Annotated in this window: 23 protein-coding genes and 2 pseudogenes; 11 read left to right on the top strand and 14 right to left on the bottom strand. The window is 71.4% G+C overall.

What is annotated here, in order from left to right:
- The first annotated feature begins 88 nt into the window (after positions 1 to 88).
- The 6 genes from KOI47_RS14155 (at position 89) to KOI47_RS14130 (ending at position 7,144) form a co-directional block, all read left to right on the top strand.
- On the top strand, positions 89 to 2,134 hold the full coding sequence (locus tag KOI47_RS14155; RefSeq protein ID WP_216216421.1) for a hydantoinase/oxoprolinase family protein: 2,046 nt from the start codon (positions 89 to 91) through the stop codon (positions 2,132 to 2,134).
- On the top strand, positions 2,131 to 3,852 hold the full coding sequence (locus KOI47_RS14150; RefSeq protein ID WP_216216420.1) for a hydantoinase B/oxoprolinase family protein: 1,722 nt from the start codon (positions 2,131 to 2,133) through the stop codon (positions 3,850 to 3,852). Before KOI47_RS14155 ends, KOI47_RS14150 begins: the two co-directional genes overlap by 4 nt.
- A 17-nt stretch (positions 3,853 to 3,869) precedes the next feature.
- Positions 3,870 to 4,241, top strand: a complete 372-nt coding sequence (locus KOI47_RS14145; RefSeq protein ID WP_216216419.1) for a hypothetical protein — start codon at positions 3,870 to 3,872, stop codon at positions 4,239 to 4,241.
- A gap of 200 nt (positions 4,242 to 4,441) precedes the next feature.
- The gene (locus KOI47_RS14140; protein ID WP_216216418.1) at positions 4,442 to 5,089 is read left to right on the top strand and encodes a GNAT family N-acetyltransferase; all 648 of its coding nucleotides are present in this window, start codon (positions 4,442 to 4,444) and stop codon (positions 5,087 to 5,089) included.
- Positions 5,090 to 5,206: 117 nt separating this feature from the next.
- Complete coding sequence (locus KOI47_RS14135; protein ID WP_216216417.1) at positions 5,207 to 6,454, top strand: HNH endonuclease signature motif containing protein; 1,248 nt, start codon at positions 5,207 to 5,209, stop codon at positions 6,452 to 6,454.
- Between the two features lie 72 nt (positions 6,455 to 6,526).
- Positions 6,527 to 7,144: a DUF4291 domain-containing protein gene (locus KOI47_RS14130; RefSeq protein WP_232376731.1), complete on the top strand. Its 618-nt coding sequence runs from the start codon at positions 6,527 to 6,529 to the stop codon at positions 7,142 to 7,144.
- Here KOI47_RS14130 and KOI47_RS14125 read toward each other — a convergent pair.
- Together KOI47_RS14125 and KOI47_RS14120 are read right to left on the bottom strand one after the other, a co-directional pair.
- Positions 7,124 to 7,864 (bottom strand): NPP1 family protein, encoded by a 741-nt coding sequence (locus KOI47_RS14125; RefSeq protein WP_216217302.1) that lies wholly within the window; start codon positions 7,862 to 7,864, stop codon positions 7,124 to 7,126. The genes KOI47_RS14130 and KOI47_RS14125 overlap by 21 nt on opposite strands.
- 120 nt (positions 7,865 to 7,984) lie before the next feature.
- Complete coding sequence (locus KOI47_RS14120) at positions 7,985 to 8,950, bottom strand: penicillin-insensitive murein endopeptidase (RefSeq protein ID WP_216216416.1); 966 nt, start codon at positions 8,948 to 8,950, stop codon at positions 7,985 to 7,987.
- A gap of 221 nt (positions 8,951 to 9,171) precedes the next feature.
- Between KOI47_RS14120 and KOI47_RS14115 the strand changes: the two genes are divergently transcribed.
- On the top strand, positions 9,172 to 9,849 hold the full coding sequence (locus tag KOI47_RS14115) for a cation transporter (RefSeq protein ID WP_216216415.1): 678 nt from the start codon (positions 9,172 to 9,174) through the stop codon (positions 9,847 to 9,849).
- Here the strand turns inward: KOI47_RS14115 and KOI47_RS36145 are convergent, their stop codons facing one another.
- The 7 genes and pseudogenes from KOI47_RS36145 to KOI47_RS14085 form a co-directional block, all read right to left on the bottom strand.
- Positions 9,850 to 11,376 (bottom strand): PucR family transcriptional regulator, encoded by a 1,527-nt coding sequence (locus tag KOI47_RS36145; protein ID WP_269756706.1) that lies wholly within the window; start codon positions 11,374 to 11,376, stop codon positions 9,850 to 9,852.
- Positions 11,373 to 12,458 (bottom strand): DUF917 domain-containing protein, encoded by a 1,086-nt coding sequence (locus tag KOI47_RS14105; protein ID WP_216216414.1) that lies wholly within the window; start codon positions 12,456 to 12,458, stop codon positions 11,373 to 11,375. Before KOI47_RS14105 ends, KOI47_RS36145 begins: the two co-directional genes overlap by 4 nt.
- Positions 12,455 to 13,831 carry a hydantoinase/oxoprolinase family protein gene (locus KOI47_RS14100; RefSeq protein WP_216216413.1) on the bottom strand — a complete coding sequence of 459 codons (1,377 nt, stop codon included), beginning with the start codon at positions 13,829 to 13,831 and terminating at the stop codon, positions 12,455 to 12,457. The genes KOI47_RS14105 and KOI47_RS14100 overlap by 4 nt, the downstream gene beginning before the upstream one ends.
- A gap of 21 nt (positions 13,832 to 13,852) precedes the next feature.
- Positions 13,853 to 14,896: an ABC transporter permease gene (locus KOI47_RS14095; RefSeq protein ID WP_232376730.1), complete on the bottom strand. Its 1,044-nt coding sequence runs from the start codon at positions 14,894 to 14,896 to the stop codon at positions 13,853 to 13,855.
- Positions 14,871 to 15,545, bottom strand: a pseudogene (locus KOI47_RS36605) (ATP-binding cassette domain-containing protein); the annotation flags it as partial. The pseudogene KOI47_RS36605 and the gene KOI47_RS14095, both read right to left, overlap by 26 nt.
- A 327-nt stretch (positions 15,546 to 15,872) precedes the next feature.
- Positions 15,873 to 16,298 (bottom strand): annotated as a pseudogene (locus KOI47_RS36600) (ATP-binding cassette domain-containing protein); the annotation flags it as partial.
- A gap of 70 nt (positions 16,299 to 16,368) precedes the next feature.
- On the bottom strand, positions 16,369 to 17,379 hold the full coding sequence (locus tag KOI47_RS14085; protein ID WP_216216412.1) for a sugar ABC transporter substrate-binding protein: 1,011 nt from the start codon (positions 17,377 to 17,379) through the stop codon (positions 16,369 to 16,371).
- Between the two features lie 138 nt (positions 17,380 to 17,517).
- Here KOI47_RS14085 and KOI47_RS14080 point away from each other — a divergent pair, with 138 nt between their 5' ends.
- The 3 genes from KOI47_RS14080 (at position 17,518) to KOI47_RS14070 (ending at position 19,224) form a co-directional block, all read left to right on the top strand.
- A complete protein-coding gene (locus tag KOI47_RS14080; RefSeq protein ID WP_216216411.1) occupies positions 17,518 to 17,949 on the top strand; it encodes a Na-translocating system protein MpsC family protein in 432 nt (143 codons plus the stop codon).
- 238 nt (positions 17,950 to 18,187) lie between these two features.
- A complete protein-coding gene (locus tag KOI47_RS14075) occupies positions 18,188 to 18,784 on the top strand; it encodes a cysteine dioxygenase (RefSeq protein ID WP_216216410.1) in 597 nt (198 codons plus the stop codon).
- Positions 18,781 to 19,224 (top strand): rhodanese-like domain-containing protein, encoded by a 444-nt coding sequence (locus tag KOI47_RS14070; protein ID WP_216216409.1) that lies wholly within the window; start codon positions 18,781 to 18,783, stop codon positions 19,222 to 19,224. The genes KOI47_RS14075 and KOI47_RS14070 overlap by 4 nt, the downstream gene beginning before the upstream one ends.
- Here KOI47_RS14070 and KOI47_RS14065 read toward each other — a convergent pair.
- Positions 19,207 to 20,121: a LysR family transcriptional regulator gene (locus tag KOI47_RS14065; protein WP_216216408.1), complete on the bottom strand. Its 915-nt coding sequence runs from the start codon at positions 20,119 to 20,121 to the stop codon at positions 19,207 to 19,209. The genes KOI47_RS14070 and KOI47_RS14065 overlap by 18 nt on opposite strands.
- Before the next feature lie 134 nt (positions 20,122 to 20,255).
- Here KOI47_RS14065 and KOI47_RS14060 point away from each other — a divergent pair, with 134 nt between their 5' ends.
- Positions 20,256 to 20,804, top strand: coding sequence for a cysteine dioxygenase family protein (locus KOI47_RS14060; protein WP_216216407.1), 549 nt, complete (start codon positions 20,256 to 20,258; stop codon positions 20,802 to 20,804).
- Here KOI47_RS14060 and KOI47_RS14055 read toward each other — a convergent pair.
- Genes KOI47_RS14055 through fmt form a run of 4 tightly spaced genes read right to left on the bottom strand, consistent with a single transcriptional unit; the run spans position 20,746 to position 24,245 of the window.
- Entirely contained in the window at positions 20,746 to 21,354 is a 609-nt protein-coding gene (locus KOI47_RS14055) for a GrpB family protein (protein WP_232376728.1), read from the bottom strand. The two genes, KOI47_RS14060 and KOI47_RS14055, sit on opposite strands and share 59 nt — an antisense overlap.
- A gap of 28 nt (positions 21,355 to 21,382) precedes the next feature.
- Complete coding sequence (locus KOI47_RS14050; RefSeq protein ID WP_216216405.1) at positions 21,383 to 21,892, bottom strand: flavoprotein; 510 nt, start codon at positions 21,890 to 21,892, stop codon at positions 21,383 to 21,385.
- Positions 21,892 to 23,319, bottom strand: a complete 1,428-nt coding sequence (locus KOI47_RS14045; protein WP_216216404.1) for an RsmB/NOP family class I SAM-dependent RNA methyltransferase — start codon at positions 23,317 to 23,319, stop codon at positions 21,892 to 21,894. Before KOI47_RS14045 ends, KOI47_RS14050 begins: the two co-directional genes overlap by 1 nt.
- Positions 23,316 to 24,245: a methionyl-tRNA formyltransferase gene (gene fmt, locus KOI47_RS14040; protein WP_216216403.1), complete on the bottom strand. Its 930-nt coding sequence runs from the start codon at positions 24,243 to 24,245 to the stop codon at positions 23,316 to 23,318. Before fmt ends, KOI47_RS14045 begins: the two co-directional genes overlap by 4 nt.
- Between the last annotated feature and the right edge of the window lie 43 nt (positions 24,246 to 24,288).

The following is a 24,288-nucleotide window of genomic DNA, read 5'->3' as shown; positions in this document are numbered from 1 at the left end:
CCCCTCCCCCGCTGTGCAACACGCACAACTGCACGCGGGCGGGCTCTCCTAACGTAGATGGAACGGTTACAGAGAGGAGTCCGCCGACATGGGCCGGTACCGAGCGTCCTTCGACATCGGCGGCACCTTCACCGATGTGATCGCCTACGAGGAGGAAACCGGACACTACGTCGCGGGCAAGGCCGCGACAACCCCCGAGGACCTCACCGAAGGTGTTCTCACCGCGCTCGACTCGGTCATCGACTCGGCAGCCGACATCTCGTTCGCCGTGCACGGCACCACTCAGGGCCTGAACACGCTGCTGCAGCGGCGCGGCCCCCGGGTGCTCCTGCTGGCCACCGCGGGCGCAGGCGACACCTATCACATCGCGCGGGGGCCGCGGACCCGCCTGTACGACCTGCACTACCGCAAGCCGGAACCGCTGGTGCCGTTGCGCGACATCGTCGAGATCGGCGGGCGGATCAGCGCGGCAGGCGAGGAGCTCACGCCGTTGGACGAGGCGGCCGTGCGCGCCGCGGCCCGCAGATACCACGCCGAGGGGTTCGGCGCCATCGCGGTCGGCTACCTGTTCAGCTACGCCAGCCCGGAGCATGAGCTGCGCACCAGGGAGATCCTGCGGGAGGAACTGGGTGCGGAGGTCACCATCTCCCTCTCGCACGAGGCCGCGAAGGAGTGGCGCGAGTACGAGCGCACCTCCTCGGCCGTGCTGGAGGCATACACCGGCCCGGTCACCCGGCGCTACCTGGCCGGCCTCGGTGCCGACCTGCGCGAGCGCGGCCTGTCCGTACCGCTGCACGTGATGCAGTCCTCCGGCGGCATCCTCACCGCGGAGTCCGCGCGGGACCGTCCTTTGCAGACACTGCTGTCCGGCCCGGTGGGCGGCACCATGGGCGGGGTCGCGCTCGCCGGGCACCGGGGGCGGCGCAACCTGATCTGTGTGGACATGGGCGGCACCTCCTTCGACGTGTCGCTGGTGATCGACGGCCAGCCGGACATCTCCGCCGAGGCCAAGATCGAGGGCCTGCCCATGCTGATGAGCGTGGTGAACATCCACACCGTCGGTGCGGGCGGCGGCTCCACGGCCTGGGTCGAGGCGGGTGGCCTGCGGGTCGGGCCGCAGTCGGCAGGCGCCCGGCCCGGCCCGGCCTGCTACGGCCGCGGCGGTACCGAACCCACGGTGACCGACGCGAACCTGGTACTCGGCCGGATCATCCCGGAATGGTTCGCCGGCGGGGAACTCGCGCTGGACGCCGCCGCGGCCGAGCTCGCGGTCACCCGGCTCGGCGAGCGGCTCGGGCTGGATCCGGTGCCGATGGCCGAGGGCGTGTGCGATGTGGCCAACGCCAAGATGGCGCAGGCGATCCGCACCATCACAGTGTCCCGCGGGGTCGAGCCGCGCGAGTTCGACCTGGTGGCCTTCGGCGGGGCCGGGCCCATGCACGCCGCCTTCATCGCCCGCGAGCTGGGCATCAGCGATATCGTCGTGCCGCGCTTTCCCGGCGCCTTCTCGGCATGGGGCATGCTGCAGGCCGAGATCCGCAAGGACTTCGCCGAGCCGTACTTCTACCGGGACGCCGACCTCGACACCACGCATATGTCCGGTCAGCTGCGGGCCATGGCGGAGCGGGCGCTGCGGTCCCTGGACAGCGAGGGGGTCCCGGAGCCCAGCCGCCGCATCGCGCATGCCGTGGACGTGCGGTACGTGGAGCAGGAATACACCCTGACCGTCGACCTGATCGACGCCGAGGAACCACTCCGGGAGGACTTCGGCGAGGTGCTGGCCAAGCGGTTCGGGCAGTTGCACGAGACCCGCTACGGCCACGCCAACCCTGGCGCCCCGATCGAGCTGGTGGTGCTGCGTACCACCGCACTCGGCGACCTGGGGCGGGCCGATGCCGAACGGGTACCACCCATGCGCAGGCACGGCGTCCCGTACCGGGCTCGCGAGGCGGTGTTCGACGGCGAGAAGCAGTACGCCGCCGTGGTGCACCGCGGGGACCTGTCCGCGGGGCACCGGCTGGACGGGCCCGCCGTGGTGGTCGAAGCCACCGCGACCACCGTGGTCCCACCGGGATGGAGCCTCTCGGTGGATTCGGTCGGTTCGCTCGTGCTACGAGACAGGGGGCAGCAATGACCAGGCAGCACACCGCGGACCCGGTCGTCGTGGAGATCATCCGCAACGCCCTGTCCTCGGCGGCCGAGGACATGAACGCCACGCTGATCCGCTCGGCGTACACCCCGATCATCTACGAATGCGGCGACTGCGTGGTCGCCCTGCTGGACGACCGGCACCAGGTGCTCGGGCAGTCGGCCGGGTTGCCGATCTTCCTCGGCAACCTGGAGACCTGCACCAGGGCCACCGAGGAGAAGTTCGGCAGGGAGATCTGGCAGCCGGGCGATGTGTGGATCCTGAACGACAGCTACCTCGGTGGCACGCATCTCAACGATGTCACCATCTTCGGCCCGGTGTTCGTCGGTGCGGAGCTGGTCGGGTTCACCGCCACCCGGGCGCACTGGATCGACGTCGGTTCCAAGGATCCGGGCGGGTCGATGGACTCGGTGAACATCTTCCAGGAAGGGCTTCGCCTCGGACCGCAGAAGCTGATCGACGGTGGCGCCGAGGTACACGGGGTGATCGACACGATCGCCACGAACGTGCGCTTTCCCTACCCCACCACTGGCGATATGCACGCGATGATCGCCACCATCCGAATGGGACAGACCCGGCTCGCCGAGATCGTGCAACGCTGGGGTCTGGATACCCTGCGCGCCGCGCGGGACGAGATCTTCGCGCAAACCGAGCGGATCGAGCGCGAGGTCATCGACGGCATCCCGGACGGTATCTACCACGCCGAGGGATTCCTGGACAACGACGGGATCGAGCTGGACAAGCCGATCCCGGTGAAGCTGCGGATCACGGTGTGCGGGGACAACATCGAGTTCGACGTCACCGAGTCCGCTGACCAGGCCGAGGGGCCGGTGAACTGCGGTACCGCGCAGGCCATCGCCGCCTGCCGGGTTGGCTACAAGCTGCTGGTGAGCCCGGACGTGCCGGGCAACGGTGGCTCGTTCCGCCCGCTGACCGTGCAGGTGCGCGAGGGCTCGGTGTTCGGCGCGCGACCGCCCGCCGCCTGCCAGTGGTACTTCTCCCATCTCGGCCTGCTGATCGACCTGGTCGCCAAGGCACTCGCGCCCGCGATGCCGGAGAAGGTGGCCGGCGCCAGCCATGGTGACTCGATGATCGCGCTGTTCGCCGGGCACGACCCGCGTACCGGCAGGGACTACGTCAGCCTGGAGGCAACCCTGGGCGGCTGGGGCGCCTGGCAGGGCTCGGACGGGGAAAGCGCGCTGATCAACAACGTGAACGGCTCGCTGAAGGACCTGCCGATCGAGGTGGTGGAGACCTGCTATCCGCTGCGGGTGGTGGACTACCGGATCCGGCAGGACTCCGGGGGTGCCGGCCGGTGGCGTGGCGGCAACGGTGTCGTCAGAGAGTACGTTGTGCAGCACGACTGCACGGTCTCGCTGTGGTTCGAGCGCTCGGTGACCCCGGCGTGGGGCCTTTTCGGCGGGCAGGAGGCCAGACCGCCCGAGGTGACGATCAATCCGGGCAGGCCGGACGAGCGCAGGATGCTCAAATGCAATGGCTACCGGCTGCGTGCCGGTGACGTCGTTCGCTGCATGACCGGTGGCGGAGGTGGCTTCGGCGACCCGTGGGAGCGCGACTCCGCCGCCGTGCGGGCGGACGTCGCCGATCGGCTGATCTCGGCCGAACAGGCGACCGAGGAGTACGGCGTGCCCATCGAGACGGGCCCGGAATCGACACACTCACCGCGTGGTGAGTCCGAGTAACCAGCGATGTGACGACTTTGACCACTCTCGAACTCGACGATCTGCTGAACGAGATGCGCGAACGCCACTGGGCGTTCCACTACTTCGGGCTGCGCCACGACCCGAAGGCGATCGGCGCCGTGTACGACTGGAGAACCTGCGCCGACGTGGTCATCCTGCGCGACGAGGAGGACGCCACCGCCTTCCGGGTTCCGACGTTCCCGGACACCGACGTGTTCGCACCGGAGATGGTGTCCTGGCAGTACCACGCCGCGGCGGCCTGGACGCTGCGCGCCGTGCTGACCCTGCCCCAGCCCGGCGCTCCGGGCGCACCGATCGGCCTGCTCACGCCCGCGGAGAAATGCGCCGTGCCGCAGGAGTGGCGTCGCCCCATGTCTGTTCGTCACTGAACATCGCGCTACCGCGCTCGACACCGCATTGGCGAAAGTCGGTCGTGGTGTGCCGGTGCGGGGACGATCATGCTGGGTGTGTGTCGTCGGACGTGAGCACTGCGGAACGGGCACTTCACCGCCGCACAGGGTTGGCCTGCGACTTGGCGAGGGATGCCGGTGTGCCAGGGCATTTCCTGGCTTGGGAGCGGAAGGGGCTGATGGCCGTGCTGGCCACGGATCCCGCGTTGAGCTTTCTGTCGACGGTGTCCGGGGTCATGCGAGAGACGGTGGCCGCGGCGATCGACCTCATGAACGTGCCTCTCTGGAATGGGGTCAAGCCGACGCTGGTGGTGCCAGCGGAGCTTCAGGAGGCAGTCGAACCGGCCTTGCTGGCAGCGGGGTTGGTGCGGACTGGAGATCGCATCCTGGCTGTCAGACGACTTGACGTACTGCCCGCGTCCACTGCGGGAGCGCGTCTGCACGTGGTCGATGCCGGTGCGGATGACGACTTTCTGAGTGTCTTGTTGGCCGGATACGAAGTCGACGGGGTGGTCGCTGAGTTCATCAGAGCCGAACACCGACTCCCGGCGATGCGACGGTTCCTTGTGCTGGAGCAGGAGACGCCGATCGCCGCTGCGGCCATGACGAGCCATGGCGACGTCGCGGTGCTTGGCGGTGCCTCGACCCTGCCGATGCATCGGGGCCAGGGCTCGCAGTCGCGGTTGCTGCAGCACCGCCTCCGGATAGCTGCTGAAGCGGGCTGCGTCTCGGTCGTCGCGACAGCCCGCCCCGATTCCGTGAGCGCGGCCAATCTCAGCAAGGCGGGATTCGCTCTCCGCCGACGCTCGGCCTGGACAGAGATCTGATCGGCAGATCCCGGCGGCGTGATGAACGTGGGCGGAGCCCTTGGAGCTCGACGAGAACCCGCCACATCACCCGATCGTGTATCGAACGTGTGGTCGATACCGCGGTAGTCTGGGGTTGTGACCAGGACTTTCGGTATCGATACCTCCCGCATGAGCGAGGAGGAACTCCTGACCGCGCTGGGCGACCTCGAACAGCAGCGGCGGGCTCTGTATGCCCGGGAGCTGGCGGTCCTGGCCGAACTCGACGGCCGCGACACGGCCAGCCAGCAGGGCTACCGCGACCTGCCGGTGTTGACGCGGGAGATGCTGCGGGTCAACCCGTATGACGCCCGCCAACGGGTCGCGCATGCGCGGGCGGTGGTGCGGCGCTACGGACCGGGTGGGATACCGCTGGAGCCGGACCTGCCCGAGGTCGGTGCCGCCGCGGCCGAGGGCGTGATCGGGCCGGAGCACATCGAGACCATCCGCGCCACCATCGCCCGCTTCCCGCAGCCGATCAGCCTGCCCGACCGGGAACACGCCGAAGCGCTGCTGACCAAGGCCGCGCGAGAGTACGAACCCCACACCGTCACCGCCCTGGGTAAAGAGATTCTGGCCCGGCTGGACCAGGACGGGAATCCACCCACGGAGGAGGAACTGGCGCGGCCGGAACGGTCCCTGGACTGGCGGGAGACGCGGGGTGGGCGATTGCGGGGCACCTTCGATTTGGACGCGGAGACCGCCGCCTTGTTGACCGGGTTGATCGAACCCCGCGCGAAACCCTCCGGCACGAAAGAGGAGCCGGACCGGCGCAGCAAGTTCCAGCGGCAGGGGGACGCGTTCGCCGACGTGCTGCGCGTGGCAGCGGGGTGTCCGGAGGAGGGGCCGACCGAGGCGGGGGAACCCTTCACCGTGATGGTGTCCATCACCCTGGAGGACTTGAAGCACGGCACCGGGTACGGACTCCTGCATGGGCAGGAGTCCTACTCCGCCGCCCAGATCCGGCGGATGGCTTGTGACGCGTATGTCGTGCCCGCGGTCCTGGGCGGCAAGGGCGAGATCCTCGACATCGGGCAACGCACCCGCACGGTACCCCTGGCCATCCGCAGAGCCTTGATCCTGCGGGATCGCGGGTGCACGTTCCCGGGGTGCCGCCGGAAACCCAAGCAATGCCAGGCTCACCACGTCATCCCGTGGGCCCTCGGAGGGGCCACAGCGCTATACAACCTCACACTCTTGTGCTGGTACCACCACAACCTCATCCACCACACCGACTGGGAAGTCCGCATACGCAACGGACTACCCGAATTCATCCCACCCGCGTTCCTGGATCCGGAGCGAAGACCCAGACGCAACCTGCTACATCGGCGAGGCATGGGTACGTGAATCGAGCGGAATCCCGGCGGTGGCCGGTAATTCGATGGCGTGTACCGGATCGCGTTGGCCACCCTGGTCCTCGTGACAGGACCAGAACCCGAATACCAGATCCGTGCCCTGTACACCGCTTCCACGGTCACGGTCTACCAGGCGTACTCCCCGGAGATCGGGCTGCCTGCGATCCGGGACGGCCGCTTTCCGGCAGTATGGCGGCGGGATCGGATGACGTGGATCAAGCCATCGTTTCGGTGGATGATGTATCGCTGCGGCTGGGGCACCAAGGAAGGCCAGGAAACCGTGCTGGCGGTGGAGATCACCCGCGAAGGCTTCGAGTGGGCACTGACCCGTGCCTGCCTCTCCCACTACCAGCCGGGGCTGCACGCCGACCAGGCCACCTGGAAACGCCGGTTGCGGCAGGCGCCGGCCAGGGTGCAATGGGACCCCGAACGCGATCTGCGGCTGCGCGCCCTGCGCCACCGATCGCTCCAACTCGGCCTCTCCGGCGAGGCCGCGCACCGCTATGCCGATGAGTGGATCGTGTCGATCGCCGACCGCACGGAGCTCGCGCACGCGATCCACGCACTGGTGCAAGAGGGCGAACTGGACTCCGCGAGCCGGCTGCTGCCTGCCGAACGTCCTTACCCCGCGGGTGACGGTCTGCTGAGCGGGCTGCGGCCGTCAGCCATACGGGTCGAATAGGATACCGCTGGGCTTGGCCTTCTCCAGTTCCCAGCCGAACGAGCCGTCCCGGAGCCCGAACTGGGCGCTACCGAAATCGTGCTGCACCAGCCGGTCCCGGAAACCGGGCGGGTAGTTGTCCCAGCCGATCAGCGGCGGGAACTGCCACGTTCCCTTGTGGTTCTCCGGCTCTTCACCGAAGCCCGCGTGCCGGAACGCGTGTGTCGAGAGGCCGTCCTTGTGGTAGATGACCTTCGGGTGCGTGCCGGTCTCGTCCCACGGGACCTCGGCGCGGGGCCGGGTCACGTAGTCGCCGTGCTCCGAGGTGGACACGTACCGACCGTAGCCATCCCGCACCCACACCACGACATGCTCCCAGTCGTGCCGGTGCCCGCCGAGACCCGAACCGTGCACGGCCTGGTCCTTCTCGAAATAGAGGGCATACATATAGGCACACCAACCGTTGTTGCACTTGACCCTGGAGTACGAGTTGGTGTTGTCCAGATCGGACGGATCGTGACAGTTGCCGTTGATGGCGCCGGTGGTCCGCAGCCCCGGCGCGATCGTGCCATCCCGGCCGATGGCGGGGGTGGGATAGCAACCGTCCCCGTCGTAGTCGAAGGCGGGCTGGTGCGTACGGTCGGACCACGGGGCGGCCCAGCCGAGGGCGGGCGGCGGTTCGGCGAAGGCGACACCAGGGGTTACCAGCAACAGCAACCCGGCAGCCAGCAGGGCGCGCATGGTGAGCGACAGCGCGCCGAACCGCCGCCTGCTCCTTCTGCTACCCGGATCTGCGTCGTTCGATGACCTTGCGGAGACCATGTCCCACACGAACCCTTTCCAGTGGCGGGGAACCAGAGCTCAGCAACGATACAGCGAACTCGGGTGCACCACCTGGCAGTACCGCACGTGCAGATGGTTGTCGTGGTTGGCGTAGTGAGTGGTCAGCCCTTCCCGGATCAGCACCGGGTCATTGAACAGGATGAGCTTGACATGCCCCGGCGCGCTGGCCCGGATCCGCTGCACCAGCTTCCTGGTCGCGTCCCGGTCGTAGGCCGAGGAACGCCAGGTGATCCGCCCGGCCGAGCACTGCTCCGAGTCGGCACGGATCGGCCAGACGTCCACGTCCAGCCCGACCTGGTGACTGGAGTGCCCGCTGAGGCTGCCGCCGTGTTCCCGGGAGATGTCGCCGAGCGGAACCCTGCCCTGCCCGGTCTCGCCGAACCGTCGGGCCGCCTCCTCGAGTTGCCCGACGGCGGCACCGGTTCCCCAGTTCACCCGGCCGTTCGCGTCCGGGTCCTGATCGCACAGCCCGGCCGAAAAGTTCGGATAATCATAGTGCCACAACAGGTTTCGCCAGGTTACCGGGCCGGTGACGCCGTCAACACCGATTCCCGCGTGCCGCTGGAATTCCAGTACCGCCGAACGGGTGGCGGAATCGTAGTTGCCGGAAACCGTCAGGCTCGCGTCGTCCTTCGCGTTGAGCTGCACCTGCACGGCCCGCACCGCGTCCCCCTGGTCACCTTGCCGGATGGTCACGGTGAGCGCGCCCCAGGTGTTCGGCCCGACGATGCCGTCCACTCCGAGCCCTTGCGCGGACTGGAAGGCGCGCACCGCCTCCTCCGTGCCCGCGCCGAACACCCCGTCCACCTCGACCTGCTGCTGGTGCTGCCGCAACAGATACTGCGCCGCCAGCACATCCACCCCGCGGTTGCCCACACTCTGGGTGGGCACGAACGCGCCGGAAAACGCGTGCGCCTGCCCGGCGAGCAACACCGTTCCGGCCGCGAGCACCACCGTCATGGCAAGGCGAAACAACGTTCTCATGAAAGAACACCTCCTCCGGTGCGGGCACGATAAGCACCCGCGCCGCGGATATTCCAGTACTCGCGGCTTCCTTCCGGATACGGCAAGCGAATGTTGGGAAAAAGTCAGCGGATCGTCGGCGCACCTTTCCCACCGGAGGTGGCGGCGCACTCACCGGGGTGACCACGACCACGACTGTTCAGCGCTTGCTGTTATATCACTGTCAGCTGTACTGTTCAGCCATGAGCGAGAGTAGCGAGCGTCCGCACCCTCCGGCCCTCGCCCAGCCGGAGGGATGCGCCGATGACTGCTGCGCCCCGCAGCGGCAGGCACGCACGGCCGCGCTGTCCCGCAGGGTGCGGCTGCTGGTCGCCGCGACCATCACCTACAACCTGATCGAGGCCGTGGTCGCGATCTCCGCGGGCACGGTGGCCGGCTCGACCGCGCTGATCGGGTTCGGGCTGGACTCGGTGATCGAGGTGGCCTCGGCCACGGCGGTGGCGTGGCAGTTCTCCGGCACCGATCCGGCGGCGCGGGAACGGACCGCGCTCAAGGTGATCGCGGTGTCCTTCTTCGCGCTGGCCGCCTATGTCACCGTCGAGTCGGTTCGCACCCTGGCCGGGGGCGCGGCGGCGGAACATTCGACCGTCGGCATCGTGCTGGCGGCGGTGTCCCTGGTCGTCATGCCGCTGCTGTCGCGCGCCCAGCGCAGCGCCGGACGGGGACTGGCCTCGGCCAGTGCGGTGGCGGACGCCAAGCAGACGATGCTGTGCGCCTACCTTTCCGGGGTGCTGCTGGTGGGGTTGCTGGCCAACAGCCTGCTCGGCTGGTCCTGGGCCGATCCGATTGTCGCACTGGTCATCGCGGCGGTGGCCGTCAAGGAAGGCCGCGAGGCCTGGCGCGGCGACCACTGCTGCTGATCACTGGACGGCGGCGTTGAGCCAGGCATAGCTGGCCAGATGCACCGCCAGCCGTTGCTCGGGCGCGTCGAGGTCGATGCCCGCGGCCCTGATCCGCTCCAGCCGGGCCCGCACCGTGTTGCGGTGCAGGCCGAGCCGCTCGGCGGCCTGGCCGGTGGACCCGCCACAGTCCAGCAGCGCACCCAACGTGGCGACCAGCGCGGGCCCGTCGGCGCCCTCGATCAGGCCGGCCAGCGCGACCTCGGCCACCGCGGCGACCTCGGCGGTCGGCAGGCAGGCCAGCACGACTCTGGGACCGAGCTCCTCGAACAACTCCACCGTCGCGGCACCACCGCGCACCGCCATCGCGGCGGCCAGTTCGGCCTCACCGAGCGAGCGGCGCAGCCCGTCCAGCGCCTCGCCCCGCGCGCCGACCCCGGCCGCCAGCGGCACCGGGCCGGTCAACCGGTGCAGGCCGCGGCGCAGGGTGGCCGCGACCTCGGCGCAGTCGGCCTGTTCCCGTGCCCACCAGCTCATCCAGCCGCGGCCGAGCGGCACCAGCGGCTGCTCGGGGAACGCCTCCCGCCAGCTGGCGAGTACCCCGGGGGTCGCGGCCTCGACATCGGCGTCCTCGGCCACCGGCCGCAGGAACACCGCGAGCTGCCCGCCGTCCAGCCGCCAGCCCAGCTCGGCCGCGGCCTGCTCGGCATCCTCGAAGTCCTGGGCTTCCGCGGCGACCCCGGCCTCCGCCCGCGCACCCGCGCCGCGCCCGAGCAGCCGCTCCAGCAGCAACCGCTCCCTGGCGGCCTGCTGCGCCAGCAGCAGCCGGGACTTCGCGATCGAGGCGGCCAGCGGGGCCCGCGCCAGCCGCAGGATGGTCTGCACCACCTCGGCCCAGGAGGGGGACCACACCGCCAGCCTGGCCACCAGCACCGCCCACGGCCTGCCGTCCGGGCCCGGCACCGCGACCCGCACCTGCCGCGACCCCGGCCGCGCGGCCGTCGCCTGTCCCACCAGCGGATGCCCGTCCTCGGTGCGCAGAGCCACCCGCACCCCAGGCACCTCCGCGTTGATCACACCGACGATGCCGCGCGGGGTGGAACGTTCCCCGAACAGCACCGCACACCGGGAGGTCAGCTGGGCCCGCGCCGCCTCGGGGCTGGCGATGGCGGCGGCCAGCTCCAGCGCGTACCCGGCGGGATCCTGGTCCACCACGAACAGCGGCAGCCGCAACCGCTCGGCCAGCAGCACCGTGGACCGCGTCTCGGCCACCCCGGCCGGCGCGACCACGCAGGATGCCGTGCGCTCCCAGGCCAGGCGCAGTGCGGACTCCACCGCCCAGATCCCGTGCGCCGCGGCGTGGTGCACCACCACCGCGGCGTTCGGCTGGCACTGCCGGACCTGGTCCAGCTCGCCCACCAGCGTGACCGCGGAGACCTGCTGGTCGAGGTTGCCCTGCACCAGGGCGCGTGCCTTGCCGAGCGGGCCGTAGCGGACCAGCTCGGCGACCGTCAGGACCTCGGGGACCCGGATCCGGCTCGTACTCACGACGTGCTTTTCCTCCCTGGATGCTGGACCGGGAACCCGAAGGCGCGCGGGCCGGCCAGTGCCAGGCCTTCCGCACTGTGCCACACCGGCGCGGCCGGCACGACCAGCACGTCGACGTGGTCGCCAAGTGCCACCCGCTCCAGCCCGATGATCCGCACCTCCTGCCGGTCGAGCAGGCACAGCACGTCCGGCACCGCCGCGGCCACCGCGCCGTCGATCACCGCAAGCAGTAGCTCGTTCTGCGCCTCCAGCCGGATCAGCCTGCCGGAGCTGTGTGTCTCGTGCACCACCACGCTGGTCGGGGTGGCCGGGTATCCCGCCTCGGCGGGCCGGGTGCCGTGGCCGAGCTCGACCACCCGGCCGCTGCCCAGCCTGCGCGCCCGCAGCGTCCGTTTCAGCCCGGCCAGTACCGCCCCGTGGTCGGGCGCGGTGCGCAACAGCTCACCGACCCGGACCAGCCTGCTCACCGAGCCGCGGATCGCGCCCGCGCCAAGCTCGGCCACCCGGCAGGGATGCATCGCGCACAGCATCCAGCCACCCGCGGAGTTCATCGCGGCCCGCATCAACCGCTCGGCGCGCACCGGGGTCGCGTCCACGGTGATCCGGTCCCCGATCGCACTGGCCGCGGTCAGCGGGGTCAGCGGGATCCCGGCCAGCGCGTAGCTGGTCTGGTGGATCAGCGGGAAGATCCGGCCCATCCCGTCGCAGTCCAGCAGCGGGAGGCCGAGCGAGGCCGCGGCCGCCACCGGGAACAGGGCGTTCACCAGAGCGGCGTTCAGCGGCATCACCGCGCCCAGCTTCCCGCCGAGCCGGTCCTCCAGCGCGCGCACGATCGCCTCCGGCTCGTCCCCCACCGGCGGCAGCTCGGCGGTCGCTGCGGCCGAGCCGAGGATGCCGATCGCCGCGGTCAGCGTCTCGCCGTCCACCTCGTCCAGGCCGAGCAGGGACACCGGCCCGTTGCGGCGCAGCAGCTCGTCCACCCAGTCGACCAGCGCGTCCATCCCGGTGTCCGAGGCCGAGGAGACCAGCAGCCTGGCACCGGCCACGTAGGCTGGCAGGTCCTCGGCGGAAAGCGTGTTCACCCGTCCTCCCCCTGACCGGGGGCGCCGCTGGCGCGCACGTGCAGCCGGTAGGTCCCACTGCGGATGAACGGCAGCGAGTAGGCCACCGACTCCACGATGCGCTCCCGGCCCGGCTGTGCCCCGCCTGCGGCCACCATGGTCAGCGCCCGTTGCTCGGCCTCGGCGAGCTGCCGTCGCAGTTCCTCCGGGGTGACCGCGTTGATCATCAGGTCCAGCCACGCACTCGGCTCGGCCCCGGCCGCGCCGACCGCGCCGGGATCCGCCGCCCCGTCCAGCAGCACGGCCCGGCGACCGGTGTCCGCGCCGAGCCGGTCCGCCAGCGCCCGCGCGTCCCCGTGGCCGTTCGCCGCACCGGCGGCCACCGCCAGTACCACCGCGGCCCCGGGATCGTGCTCGACGTAGGCCGCGACCATTTCGGGCGCCATCCCCGCCGCGGTCGTGGTGAGCACCGCCTGTGGCGCGGCCAGCCGGACCCCGCTCGGGCCCGGCAGGTCCGCGGCCACCTGCGGCAGGCCGTCGTGCACCCGGCCCACCACCGCAGTGTCGGTGCCCGTGACCATGATCAGCGCGTTCGGCTGTTCGCTCAGGATGGCGGCGCCGAGCAGCCCGGCGGCGCGTTCGCTGCCGATCCCGAGCACCGGCAGCGAACGCAGCCGTTCCGGGGACATCCGGCCGCCGTCACCGGTGGTGAACCAGCAACTCGGCGGCCCGGGCAGGGCATCGGTGGCCCGCACGCAGCGCCCCGCGATCTGCTCGGCCGCGCCGAGCAGGGCCGCGTTCAGCACGGTCGCCGCCTCCCGTTCCAGCAGGCCGATCCCGCCGACCTCATGCGAAAGGCATACCCGTAGCCGCGGGCAGCGGCCGAGCACCCGCTCGGCGACGGCTCGTTCGTGGTCGGCACAACTCACCGCTCCGGTGGCGGTCACGGCCAGCACCGCTGCCGATCCCGGGGCCGCGTCCTCCACCGTGCCGAACGGCTCCACCAGGCGCAGCACCGCCGGAATGTCCAGTTCGGCCAGTTCACCACCGAACAAGTCGTGCCCGCCGGTGGCGTGCCCGCGCCAGTTCACCAGCGAACGCACCAGGCTGGAGGGATGGTCGGCCAGCGAGCAGGTGCGCGCGGGCCGCGGTTGCAGCCGCAGCGCGGCCACCCTGCGCACCGGCGGGTACAGCGCGCCGTCCAGCAGTGCGGACACGTCCCAGGTCACCGAGTGGATCCGCCCGGCTGCCTCCCCGGCCAGCTGGCGCAGCAGCCCGGAAAGGGCGCGATGCGGTGCCCCGCCCAGCCGCGCGGTACCTGCCGCGCGTACCCGGCCCCCGGCCAGCAGCGCGCCGTGCGCCTGCGTCCCGCCGAGCCGTATCCCGATCCGCACCGGTGCCTTCTTCCGCTCTCGCTACGCCCTGCGGCGCCGCAGCACCTGGTCCAGGCTGACCGCGCCGAGGATCAGCAGACCCTCCACGACCTGCTTGTAGGTGGTGTCCCAGCCGAGCAGGTTGAAACCGTTGCCGATCAGGGTCAGGATGAGCACCCCGATCATGCCGCGCCAGATGGCGCCCTCCCCGCCGCGCACACTGGTGCCGCCGAGCACGGCGGCGGCGATCGCGGTGAGTTCCAGCAGGGTACCCATGCTGGCCTGCGCCGAGCCGCCCCTGGATGCCAGCACCAGCCCGGCCAGCGCGGCGCAGATCCCGCTCAGCACGAACACCGACACCCGGATCAGCCCGACCCGTACCCCCGCCAGCCGGGCCGCCTCCTCGTTTCCGCCGACGGCGTAGATCCGCCTGCCGTAGGTGGTACCGGACAGCAGCACCCAGCACACCGCGGCCACCAGCAGGAACAGCAGCGAGGATGCGGTGACCCCGCCGAGCACGGTGGGCCAGCTCAGGGACTGGAAGGCCGCGAGCTGTCCGGAGGCGGGGTACACGATGGCGCCGCCGGTGATGATCACCGCGAGCCCCCGGTACACGATGCTGGAGGCGAGGGTGGCGATGAACGAGTGCACTCGCGCGGTCATCACCACGATGCCGTTGCAGGCGCCGAGCACCGCCCCGGTCCCGAGCGCGGCGAGCACCCCCAGCGCCACCCCGGCCTCGGTGGTGACCAGCACCGCCACGATCGCCGACACCGCGAGCACGGCGCTCATCGAAAGGTCGAAGACCCCGGCGATGATGCACAGGGTCGCCCCGCAGGCCAGCAGCCCGACCACCACCGCCTGGTCGAGCAGGTTCACCAGGTTGCCAGCGGTGAGGAAGGTGTCGGTACTCAGCGAAAGGGCGACCACCATCGCGAGCAGGCTGAGCAGGATGCCGTAGTCGCGCAGCAGGGCGAACCGCCTGCCAGCGGCACCGGCCGAGCGCGCCGGTGCCCGCGGCAGGGTGTCCGCCGGGTCCCGGTCGCCGAGGTCGCCGAGGTCACTGCCCGGCGTCGGCGAAGGCAAGGGCCAGCACCTCCTCCCTGGACGCGGTGCCGCGGGCGACCTCGCCCACGACCCGCCCCTGTCGCATGACCAGCACCCTGTGGGCGAGCCCGAGTACCTCCTCGACCTCCGAGGACACCAGCAGCACCGCCATCCCCCGGCGGGCGAGGTCCACCAGCAGCTGATGGATCTGCACCTTGGCCGCCACGTCCACGCCCCTGGTCGGCTCGTCCACCAGCAGCACCCGGGGCGTGCGCACCAGCCACCTTCCGAACAGCACCTTCTGCTGGTTGCCGCCGGAAAGCGTCCACACAGGGCCAGCCGGGTCGGCGCCCCGCACGTCGAGGCGCTCCACCATACCGTCTGCTGCCGCGGCCTCCGCGCGCCTGCGCAGCAGCCCGGCCCGCTGGCGCTGCCCAAGGCTGGCCAGCGCCAGGTTCTCGCGCACCGAACGGATCAGCACCAGTCCCTGCTCCTTGCGGTTCTCCGGGACCATCGCCAGGCCCTGCCGGATGGCTTTGGCCGGTGCGCCCGGCGGCACCGGCCTGCCCGCAACGAGCACCTCCCCCGCGTCCCGCCGGTCGGCGCCGAAGATCGCCCGCAGGGTCTCCGAGCGGCCGCTGCCGACCAGCCCGGCGATCCCGACGATCTCCCCGGCCCGCACCCGCAGGCTCACCTCGCGCACGGCGCCGCCGCGGCGCAGCCCGCGCGCCGTGAGCAGTTCCGGTGCCTCCGCGGGCACCGCGGGCGGCTCGGGGTAGAGCACCTCCACCGGCCTGCCGACCATATGGCCGATCAGCCCGGGCACGGTCTGCTCCGCGGCGGGGGCGGTGAGCACCTGGCGGCCGTCCCGCAGCACGGTCACCAGGTCGCATACGGCAAGCACGTCCTCGAGAAAGTGCGAGATCAGCACCACCGCGACCCCGTCCGCGGCGAGCGCACGGATCAGCCCGCGCAACTGTTCGGTCTCCGCCCTGGTCAGCAGCGCGGTCGGCTCGTCAAGCGCGATCACCCTGGCATCCCGGGCCAGCGCGCGCAGGATCTCCACCTGCAACTGCCCCACCACCGGCAGGTCCCGTACCGGGGTACCCGGATCCAGCCGGAACCCGGTGCGCTCCAGCAGCTCGGCGAACCGGGCCCGGTCGGCTCCCGGCCGCCGCAGCCCCGCGCGGTGCGACCAGCCGCCGAGGAACACGTTGTCCAGCACCGGCAGCGCCGGAACCACGGACAGTTCCTGCGAGATCAGCGCGATCCGGTGCCGCAGCGCCTGCCGCGGGCTGCCCAGCGTGACCGGCTCGCCGTCCACGAAGGCCCGGCCGCCGTCGGCCCGCACCGCCCCGCACAGGATGCGGAGCAACGTGCTCTTCCCGGCCCCGTTCTCGCCGAGGACCCCGTGCACCTCGCCGCCGCGCAGGGAAAGCGACACCTCGTCCAGCACCACCGTGCCGCCGTAACTCTTCCGGACGCGTTCGAGGCTGACCCGCACGCCCGTACTACTCGTCGTACTCACCGGTCACGTCGGCGAGCACCTCCGCGGTCCCCTTCCCTTCCCCGGGAGCGAACTCGGCGTAGGTGGTGGAGTCCGGCACCTGCTCCCCCCTGGCCTTGCGCAGGCCGAGCTCGGCCGCCTTGGCACCGGCGGTCTTCTCCGGGTGGTAGTAGGTGGCGAACCAGCGGCCCTCCTTGACCGCCGCCACCGCCTGCCGGGAGCCGCCGTTGCCGACGAACCGCACGTCCTTGGCCCCGGCGACCGCCTCCGCGCCCGCGATCGCCTGTGAGGACCCGATCACCACGTCCACCTGCGGGTTGGCCTGCAGCACGTCCTGCATCGCCGCGCGCCCGCTCTGCTTGGTGTAGCCGCCCTCCACGCTGGCGACCACCTCGGCGCCGGCCGCACGCACCGTTTCCAGCACCGCCTCGGTACGGGCGTTGTCCAGCGGCAGGGTCTTCATCCCCTCGAGGTAGGCCACCCGGCAGGGCTCGGCCTCGCGCTCGGGGCAGGCCTGGATTCCCAGTTCACCAAGGGCGCGGCCGTTGTCAACCGGGACGTCGATCAACGTGATCGTCCCCGGCACCTGCGGCTCCGCGGTGTCGTAGCGGGTGCCAACCGGGGTGAACTCCACCACCACGGTGATGCCTTGCTGCACCGCGGAGCGAACGGCGGGCACCACCGCGGTGCCGTCGTTGGCCTGCACGATGAACACGTCGAACCGGCCGGAGGTGATGGCGTCCTGGATCTGCCGCACCTGGGTCTGTGCCTCGAAGTTCGGATCGAAGAACTCCGCCTCGGCGCCGTTGGCCTTCGCGTACTCCTCGATCCCGGCGAAGGTCGCCGTCGCGAAGGAATTCGCCTTGGCGAAACCGAAGAACGCGATCCGGTCCGGCCCGTCCCCACCGGTGTCCGCATCGCCGCCGGCCCCTTCCTTGGCTCCCGGATTCACGCAGGCCACGGCCAGGCCCAGCACGCCAAGCAGTGCGAACAGCGCGATGCGCCGTTTTGCCATCAGTCGGCTCCCCTGTAATTCGGCTCGGAAGAAAGCGACACTATGCCGGTTCCGGCGCACCTCGCGCTAGGTCAGAACGGTTGATCCGGCGAGTGTCCCCGGCCGCGGGTACGCTGCCCTGGGCCGGGAGGCAGACCAGTGCAGGGCATCGACGGAGGGGACGCGGCCGTGCAGATCACCCGCGCACAGCGCAACGCCGTTGCGGAACGGATCACGCAGTTGGAACGTTCCTTCTACGGCCGGGGCCCGAGCAATGTGAAGGTGTCGGTGAGCCAGGACGTACCGGTGAGCCTGGTGGTGCTGTCGATCGACAGCCTGACCGCCGCGGACAGCGTGCTCAGCGCCCGCGGACACCGGGAGGCCGTGATCCGGCACCACGAGGCGCTGCACGAGGTGACAAGGGCCGACTTCATCAACGCGGTGGAGGACATCGTGGGCAGCCAGGTGCACGCCTATCTCGCCCAGGTACACCCGGACACCGGCCACGCCGTCCGGGTGTTCATCTTCGCCGAGTTCGGCGACTCGAGGGAGTTGGACAGCCTGGACAGCGTCGACGACCGGGACGACTGAGGTCGGTGATTTCCCCGGCACCGCAACTGATTCCGTCGCACCACAAGGTGAGCTAAGATCGCGGCAGCGGCGATCGCCGCACAACCAACACGCACCCGGGTTGCCACGCAGCCTCCCGGCGAGTTCGCCGGGTGCGCGGCGGGGTCACCCGAGCGAGATCATTCCGCGCTGGGACCGGCGAGGGCCATCCGGCAGGCGCCCGGTCACACCGCGGGGTTCAAGCGGAGGAGCTTGGCTCGTGACAACTACATTGCGGACCTCGAAGCACTGGGCACGGCTGTGCCCACGGCCCGAGGAGATCGACAAGGACACCCCTGGTGGACGACGGGTCCGGCCGGCCGCGCTGCGCCGGATCGTGTCCACCATGCTGGAACTGCCCGAACTGTGGTCCGAGCACGTGCGCTTCGACCTCGGCGAGCGCTACTTCGCCCGGCTGCACTGGGACACCGATTTCGAGGTGTGGCTGATCTGCTGGGAACTCGGACAGGACACCCTGCTGCACGACCACGGCGGCAGCGTCGGGGCGTTCGGGGTCGCGACCGGCGGCCTGATCGAGGACCATGGCGACCTGCGCGGCGGACAGCTGCGCACCCGGACCCATCCGGCGGGCAGCAGCGTCGCCTTCGGCCCCGACTACCTGCACAACCTGGTCAACATCAGCACCGAGCCCGCGGTCACCGTGCATGCCTACTCCCGGCCGCTGCGCAGGATGAACTTCTACTGCTGGCTGCCCTCCGGCCCGCACCATCTGCGGGAACTGCCGTGCGACTCACCGGAGCCGGACACCGGGGACCTGGAAAGGCTCGCCGCGCGCACCAGGGCGGCACGCCGATGACGGCCGAGGCCGCGGGGCCCGACGTGATCTCCCGGCAGCTCGCGCGGGCAAGGGAACGAATCCGGCGCTACCGGCCGGAGGAGGCCGCACTGGCGATGGAACGCGGCTCGCTGCTGGTGGACCTGCGCCCGCTGGAGTACCGGTTGCGGTTCGGGGAGATCCCCGGCGCGGTCACGGTGTCCCGGCACGTGCTGGAGTGGCGGCTGGACGTCAGCAGCGAGTGGCGGCTCAAGGAGCTGGCGGCAGGGGACGCCGACCGGGAGATCATCCTGATCTGTAACGAGGGCTACACCTCCAGCCTGGCTGCCTGGCAGGTGACCGAACTGCTCGGGCTGCGCGAGGTCGGGGATGTGACCGGCGGTTTCGCCGCCTGGCGTGCCGCCGGGCTGCCGGTGACACCGCGGCTGGGACCGCAGCAGGAGTCAGTTCAGCGCACCTGAGAGCGCGACCTCACGGAAGGCGTCCAGCACGATCCGCACGGTCGGCACGCGGACCAGGTCCGGCCAGGTGAACGCGGAGATGCTGCGGTGCATGGCGGGTTCCAGCGGCAGGGCCACCACATCCGGCCTGCGGGCGGCGGCGAGCATGAGCCGCGGGGTCACCGAGACGCCCAGCCCCGCGGCCACCAGCCCCTGCACGGCGAGGGTGTCGTCGGTGGCGAAGGTGATCTCCGGGGTGAACCCGGCCGCGGCGCAGGCGTCCACCAGATGGCCCCGGCAGCGCGGGCAGCCGCCGATCCACGCCTCCCCGGCGAGCTCGGCGAGGTGGACGACCCCGCGCCCGGCCAGGTGGTGCCCCGCGGGCAGCAGCGCCAGCAGCGGGTCGGACATCAGCGGCAGGCGGATCAGCCCGCCTGCCTCCCGCTCGTCCTGCCCCTCCTGTTCGGGATAGCTGAAGCCGAGCACCACATCGCAGCCGCCGGAACGCATGGTGTGCAAGGAATCCGGCGGTTCCCCCTCGGCCAGCGAGAGGGTCACGGCCGGGTGCCTGCCGCGCACCAGCGCGGCCGCGGGCGGAACCAGGGTGGCGCTGCCACTGGGGAACACGACCAGCCGCACCCGCCCGGTGCGGCGACCCGCCACGGCGGCCACGCTGGTCTGCGCGACGGTCACCCGGTGCAGCAGTTCCTCGGCGTGCCGCAGCAGCTCCGCACCCGCCTCGGTGAACACCACCCGCCTGCCCTCGCGCACCACCAGCGGGGTACCGAAGGCGCGCTCGAGTGCCCGCATCTGCTGGCTGATCGCGGGCTGGGTGTAGCCGAGTTCCCTGGCGGCCGCGGAGAACGAGCCCGTCCGCGCGACCTCGTGCAGCATCCGCAGGTGACGCAGTTCCAGCACTCGTCCAGGATTACCACCGCTGCCGCCCGCCCGCGACGGCCACCGGGCTGGTCCGGCGAACGATAAGCACGGCTTGGCCGAGCGGGATTTTTCGTCATTGGACCCCGGTGCCGGCCCGCGCGCACGATGACGACATGGTTACCCCGAGAATGGCCGGGTTCATCACCCGGCTGGCCGGGCTGTTCGACCGGGTCGCCGACCCGCACGAGCGGGCCCGCGCCGCGGCGGACGCGCTGGCCGGGTTGCTGCGCGCGGGCGGGATACTGGCGCCCGAGCACACCGAACCCGACCCGCGGCGGTACCGGCAGCATCTGGTGCATGTGGACGATCGGGCCAGGTTCTCCGTGGTGTCGCTGGTCTGGCTGCCCGGCCAGCACACCCCGGTACACAGTCACGCCTGCTGGTGCGTGGTCGGGGTGGTCACCGGCCGGGAGGCGGAGACCCGCTACCGCCTGGACCCGGCGGGCAGGGTGGTCCCCGCGGGCACCGCGGTGAACCTGCCCGGTGACGTGTGCTGGCTGGTGCCGCCGGAACGGGACATCCACCGGGTGTGCAACGACGGCGACCGGAAGGCCGTCTCGCTGCACGTCTACGGCGCGGACATCGCCGTCCGCGGCAGCAGCATCAACCAGGTGTATCCCGACCCCGCTGCGCGGCCGCGCGCTCCCGAGCACGCGCCATGATCTCGGTGATCACGCCGGTCTTGGCGTCGGCGTAGTGCTGGATGTACTTCCAGGTGCGCCCGGCGAGCTCGCGTTTGGTCCCGGCGTACAGCTCGCGGTCGGCCGGATCGGCGCGCAGGTGGTCGCGGAAGGTGCGGAACCGCTCGATCTCGCCGCTGTCCGGCGAGTGGACGTGCAGGTTCACGTTGGTGTCCTGCCCCTTGAAGGCACGGTGCCGCTCCCAGCCCGGCTCCCGGATCACCAGGCGGTACCCGGCGGCCTCCAGCGCGGGCAGGTAGGCGTCCTCGTCATCGGAGTCCGCGACCACCAGCAGGATGTCGATGATCGGTTTGGCGCACAGCCCGGGCACCGAGGTGGAGCCGACGTGTTCCAGCAGCACCACCCGGTCCCCGAGGACGCGCCGGATACGCTCGGCCTCCCGCTCGTACAGCAGGGGCCACCGCGGATCGTACTCGGCAAGGGTGACCGTGGAGTTCAGTTCAGGGGCGCCGCCCACCCAGATGGAGTCGATCTCCTCGTCGGTGTACTCGGCATTCTCCGGTTTCGGCACGACCGCTGTCCTTCCTCGAGGCAGCGGATCAACGTAGCACGGGCAGCAGGTCGAGCACATCGGTCCACGGCCGGTCCTCCGCCAGCCGGTGCGTGCGCACCCCGGCCGAGTCCAGCGCGTCCAGATGGCCCTGCCAGGCCGGGTGCCGGAACCGGGCGTCCCGGACCTGGTAGCCGACCACCATGCTCACCCCCGGTTCACCGATGGCATCGCCGAGCACGGTCAGCGCCTGGTTGTCCGCCAGCCCCAGCGCCAGCTTCGCCACCGAGCCCGCGGTGGCCGGGGCAAACAGGAACACCTCGGGGTCCGGATGCGGTCGCGGCCGCCCCGGCAGCCGGGAGGTGCTGCGTACCTCCAGCCCGGTGAGACCGCGCAGCCGGTCGAGCTCGCCGGAGTCGGCGAGCCAGTCCGCCGCCGTCGGGGTCAGCGTGACCGCCAGCTCCCAGCCGCGGGCCACGGCGGGGCCGGCGAGCTCGGCGCACAGCCTGCTCTCCACCCCGCCGCAGGAGCTCACCACCAGCCCGAGCAGCCGGGACATCAGGCTTCCGCCGGCTTGCGCAGGATCGCGCAGAACATCGCGTCGGTGCCGTGCCGGTGCGGCCACAGCTGCACGTAGGGGCCCGCCCCGAGGGTGGGCACCCCGGGGAAGAACTCGCGGGCGTCCAGGGTCTGTGCGCCCGCCCGGCGGGCACACTCGTGCACCACGCCCTCGGTCTCGGCGAGGTGCGGGGAGCACACCACGTAGGTCAGCACCCCGCCGGGCCGCAGCAGCTCCAGCCCGGCCAGCAGCAGCTGCCCCTGCAACCTGGTCAGCTCCGCGACGTCCGATGGCTTGCGCCGCCAGCGCGCCTCCGGCCTGCGCCGCAGTGCGCCGAGCCCGGTGCACGGCGCGTCCACCAGCACCCGGTCGTAGCAGGCGTCCAACCCGGACTCCCTGCCGTCGGCCACGTGCACCGTGACCGGAAGGCCCTCGGTGGCCCGCTCCACCAGCCGCGCCCGGTGCGGGGCCTTGTCCACCGCGTCCAGGGTGGCGCCCGAGGACTCGGCCAGCGCGCCGAGCAGCGCCGCCTTGCCGCCGGGGCCCGCGCACAGGTCCAGCCAGCGGGTGTCCGGGCCCGCCACCGGTGCCGCAGTGGCCGCGATCGCGCACAGCTGGCTGCCCTCGTCCTGCACGGCCGCCAGCCGGTCCTGGATCAGCTCCGAGTCGGCGAGGTCGCCTGCGCCCGGCGGCAGGTGCACGCCGTAGGGCGAGTACGGCGCCGGTTCCCCGCCGGTGATCGCGGCCAGCTCCTCCGCGCTGATCGCACCGGGCCTGGCGACCAGGTGCACCGCAGGCCTGGCGTCATCGGCCAGCAGCGCGGCCTCCAGCTCCGGCCCCTTGTCCCCCAGCGCCTCGGCGAAGGAGCGGGCCACCCAGCGAGGGTGCGCGCTGCGCAGGGCCAGGTTGCCGATCGGGTCGGTGGCGGCATCCGGCGCGAGTTCCGCGATCCAGGTTTCTTCGTCCTTTTCGGATACTCTGCGCAGCACCGCGTTGGCGAACCCGGCGACATGGGATCCGGCGTCGGCCCGCACCAGGTCCACGGTGGAGGTGACCGCGGCGTGCTCCGGGATCCTGGTGCGCATGAGCTGGTAGGCGCCCAGCCGCAGCGCGTCCAGCACGACTGCGTCCACTTTGTCCAGTGACCGGTCGAGGCAGGCTGCGATGATCTCGTCGAGCAGGCCTTGCGCCCGCGCCGTGCCATAGGTCAGCTCGGTGGCGAGCGCGGCATCCCGCCCGGTGATCCGGCGGTTACGCAGCAGCTCCGGTAGCGCCAGGTTGGCATAGGCATCCCGCTCCCGGATCGCGCACAGCACGTCCAGCGCCACCCGCCGGGCGGGGTCCTGCGGCGGCGGGCGGCGGGGGCCCTCCTTGCGCGGCGCGGGCCTGCCCCGCTGTGGTCGTGCGGGTTTCCGGTCCCGGCTCACGTCAGCCGCTCCCCTCGTTCGATTCTCGTACCGCGCGCCCAGTCGGTGGCCGCCATCCGTTTCTTGCCCTGTGCCTGCACCTCGCCGAGCCGCACCGGCGCGGTGGCGGTCCCGGCGAGCACCCGTTTGCGCTCCACCAGCAGCTCACCCGGTGCCAGCGGCCCTGCGTCCTCGGCGATCGTGACCGGGCCGAGTTTCAGCCGCTCGCCGCGGAACTCCGCCCAGGCACCGGGATCCGGGGTGACCGCGCGCACCTGGCGGTGCACGGCGAGGGCGGGGTCGGTGAACACCACCCGCGCGTCCGGCACCGTCACCTTGGGCGCGTAGCTGACACCCTCCTCCGGCTGCGGTTCGGCCCGCAACGTTCCGTCCTCGATACCGTCCATAGTGGACACAAGAAGCCGGGCGCCGGACTCGGCGAGCCGTTCCAGCAGCGTGCCGGCGGTGTCGGTGTCCGCTATCGGCTCGGTCACCACGCCGTACACCGGGCCCGCGTCCAGTTCACGCACGATCCGGAAGGTGGATGCGCCGGTCAGCTCGTCACCGGCCCGGATCGCGGCCTGCACCGGGGCGGCACCCCGCCAGGCAGGCAGCAGGGAGAAGTGCAGGTTGACCCACCCGTGCCGGGGCACATCCAGTGCCCGCTGCGGCAGCAGCGCCCCGTAGGCCACCACCGGGCAGGCGTCCGGGGCCAGCTCCGCCAGCCGGGCGAGGAACCCGGGGTCACCGGCCCGCGGCGGGGTGAGCACCTCGATCCCGTGCTCATCGGCGAGGGCGGCCACCGGGGAGCGGTTCACCCTGCGCCCCCGGCCGGACCTGGCATCCGGCCGGGTCACCACGGCCACCACCTCATGCCTGCCCGCGGCGACCAGGGCGCGCAGCGCGGGCACGGCCGGTTCCGGGGTGCCCGCGAACACCAGCCGCATCAGCCCGCCCCGCCCTCGGCCGGATCGTTTTCGCTACCTGGGA

It is taken from the genome of Amycolatopsis aidingensis, from assembly GCF_018885265.1.
GTDB lineage: Bacteria > Actinomycetota > Actinomycetes > Mycobacteriales > Pseudonocardiaceae > Amycolatopsis > Amycolatopsis aidingensis.
The sequence above is the reverse complement of the archived record's forward strand: the minus strand, read 5'-3'. Positions and strand labels throughout refer to the sequence as shown.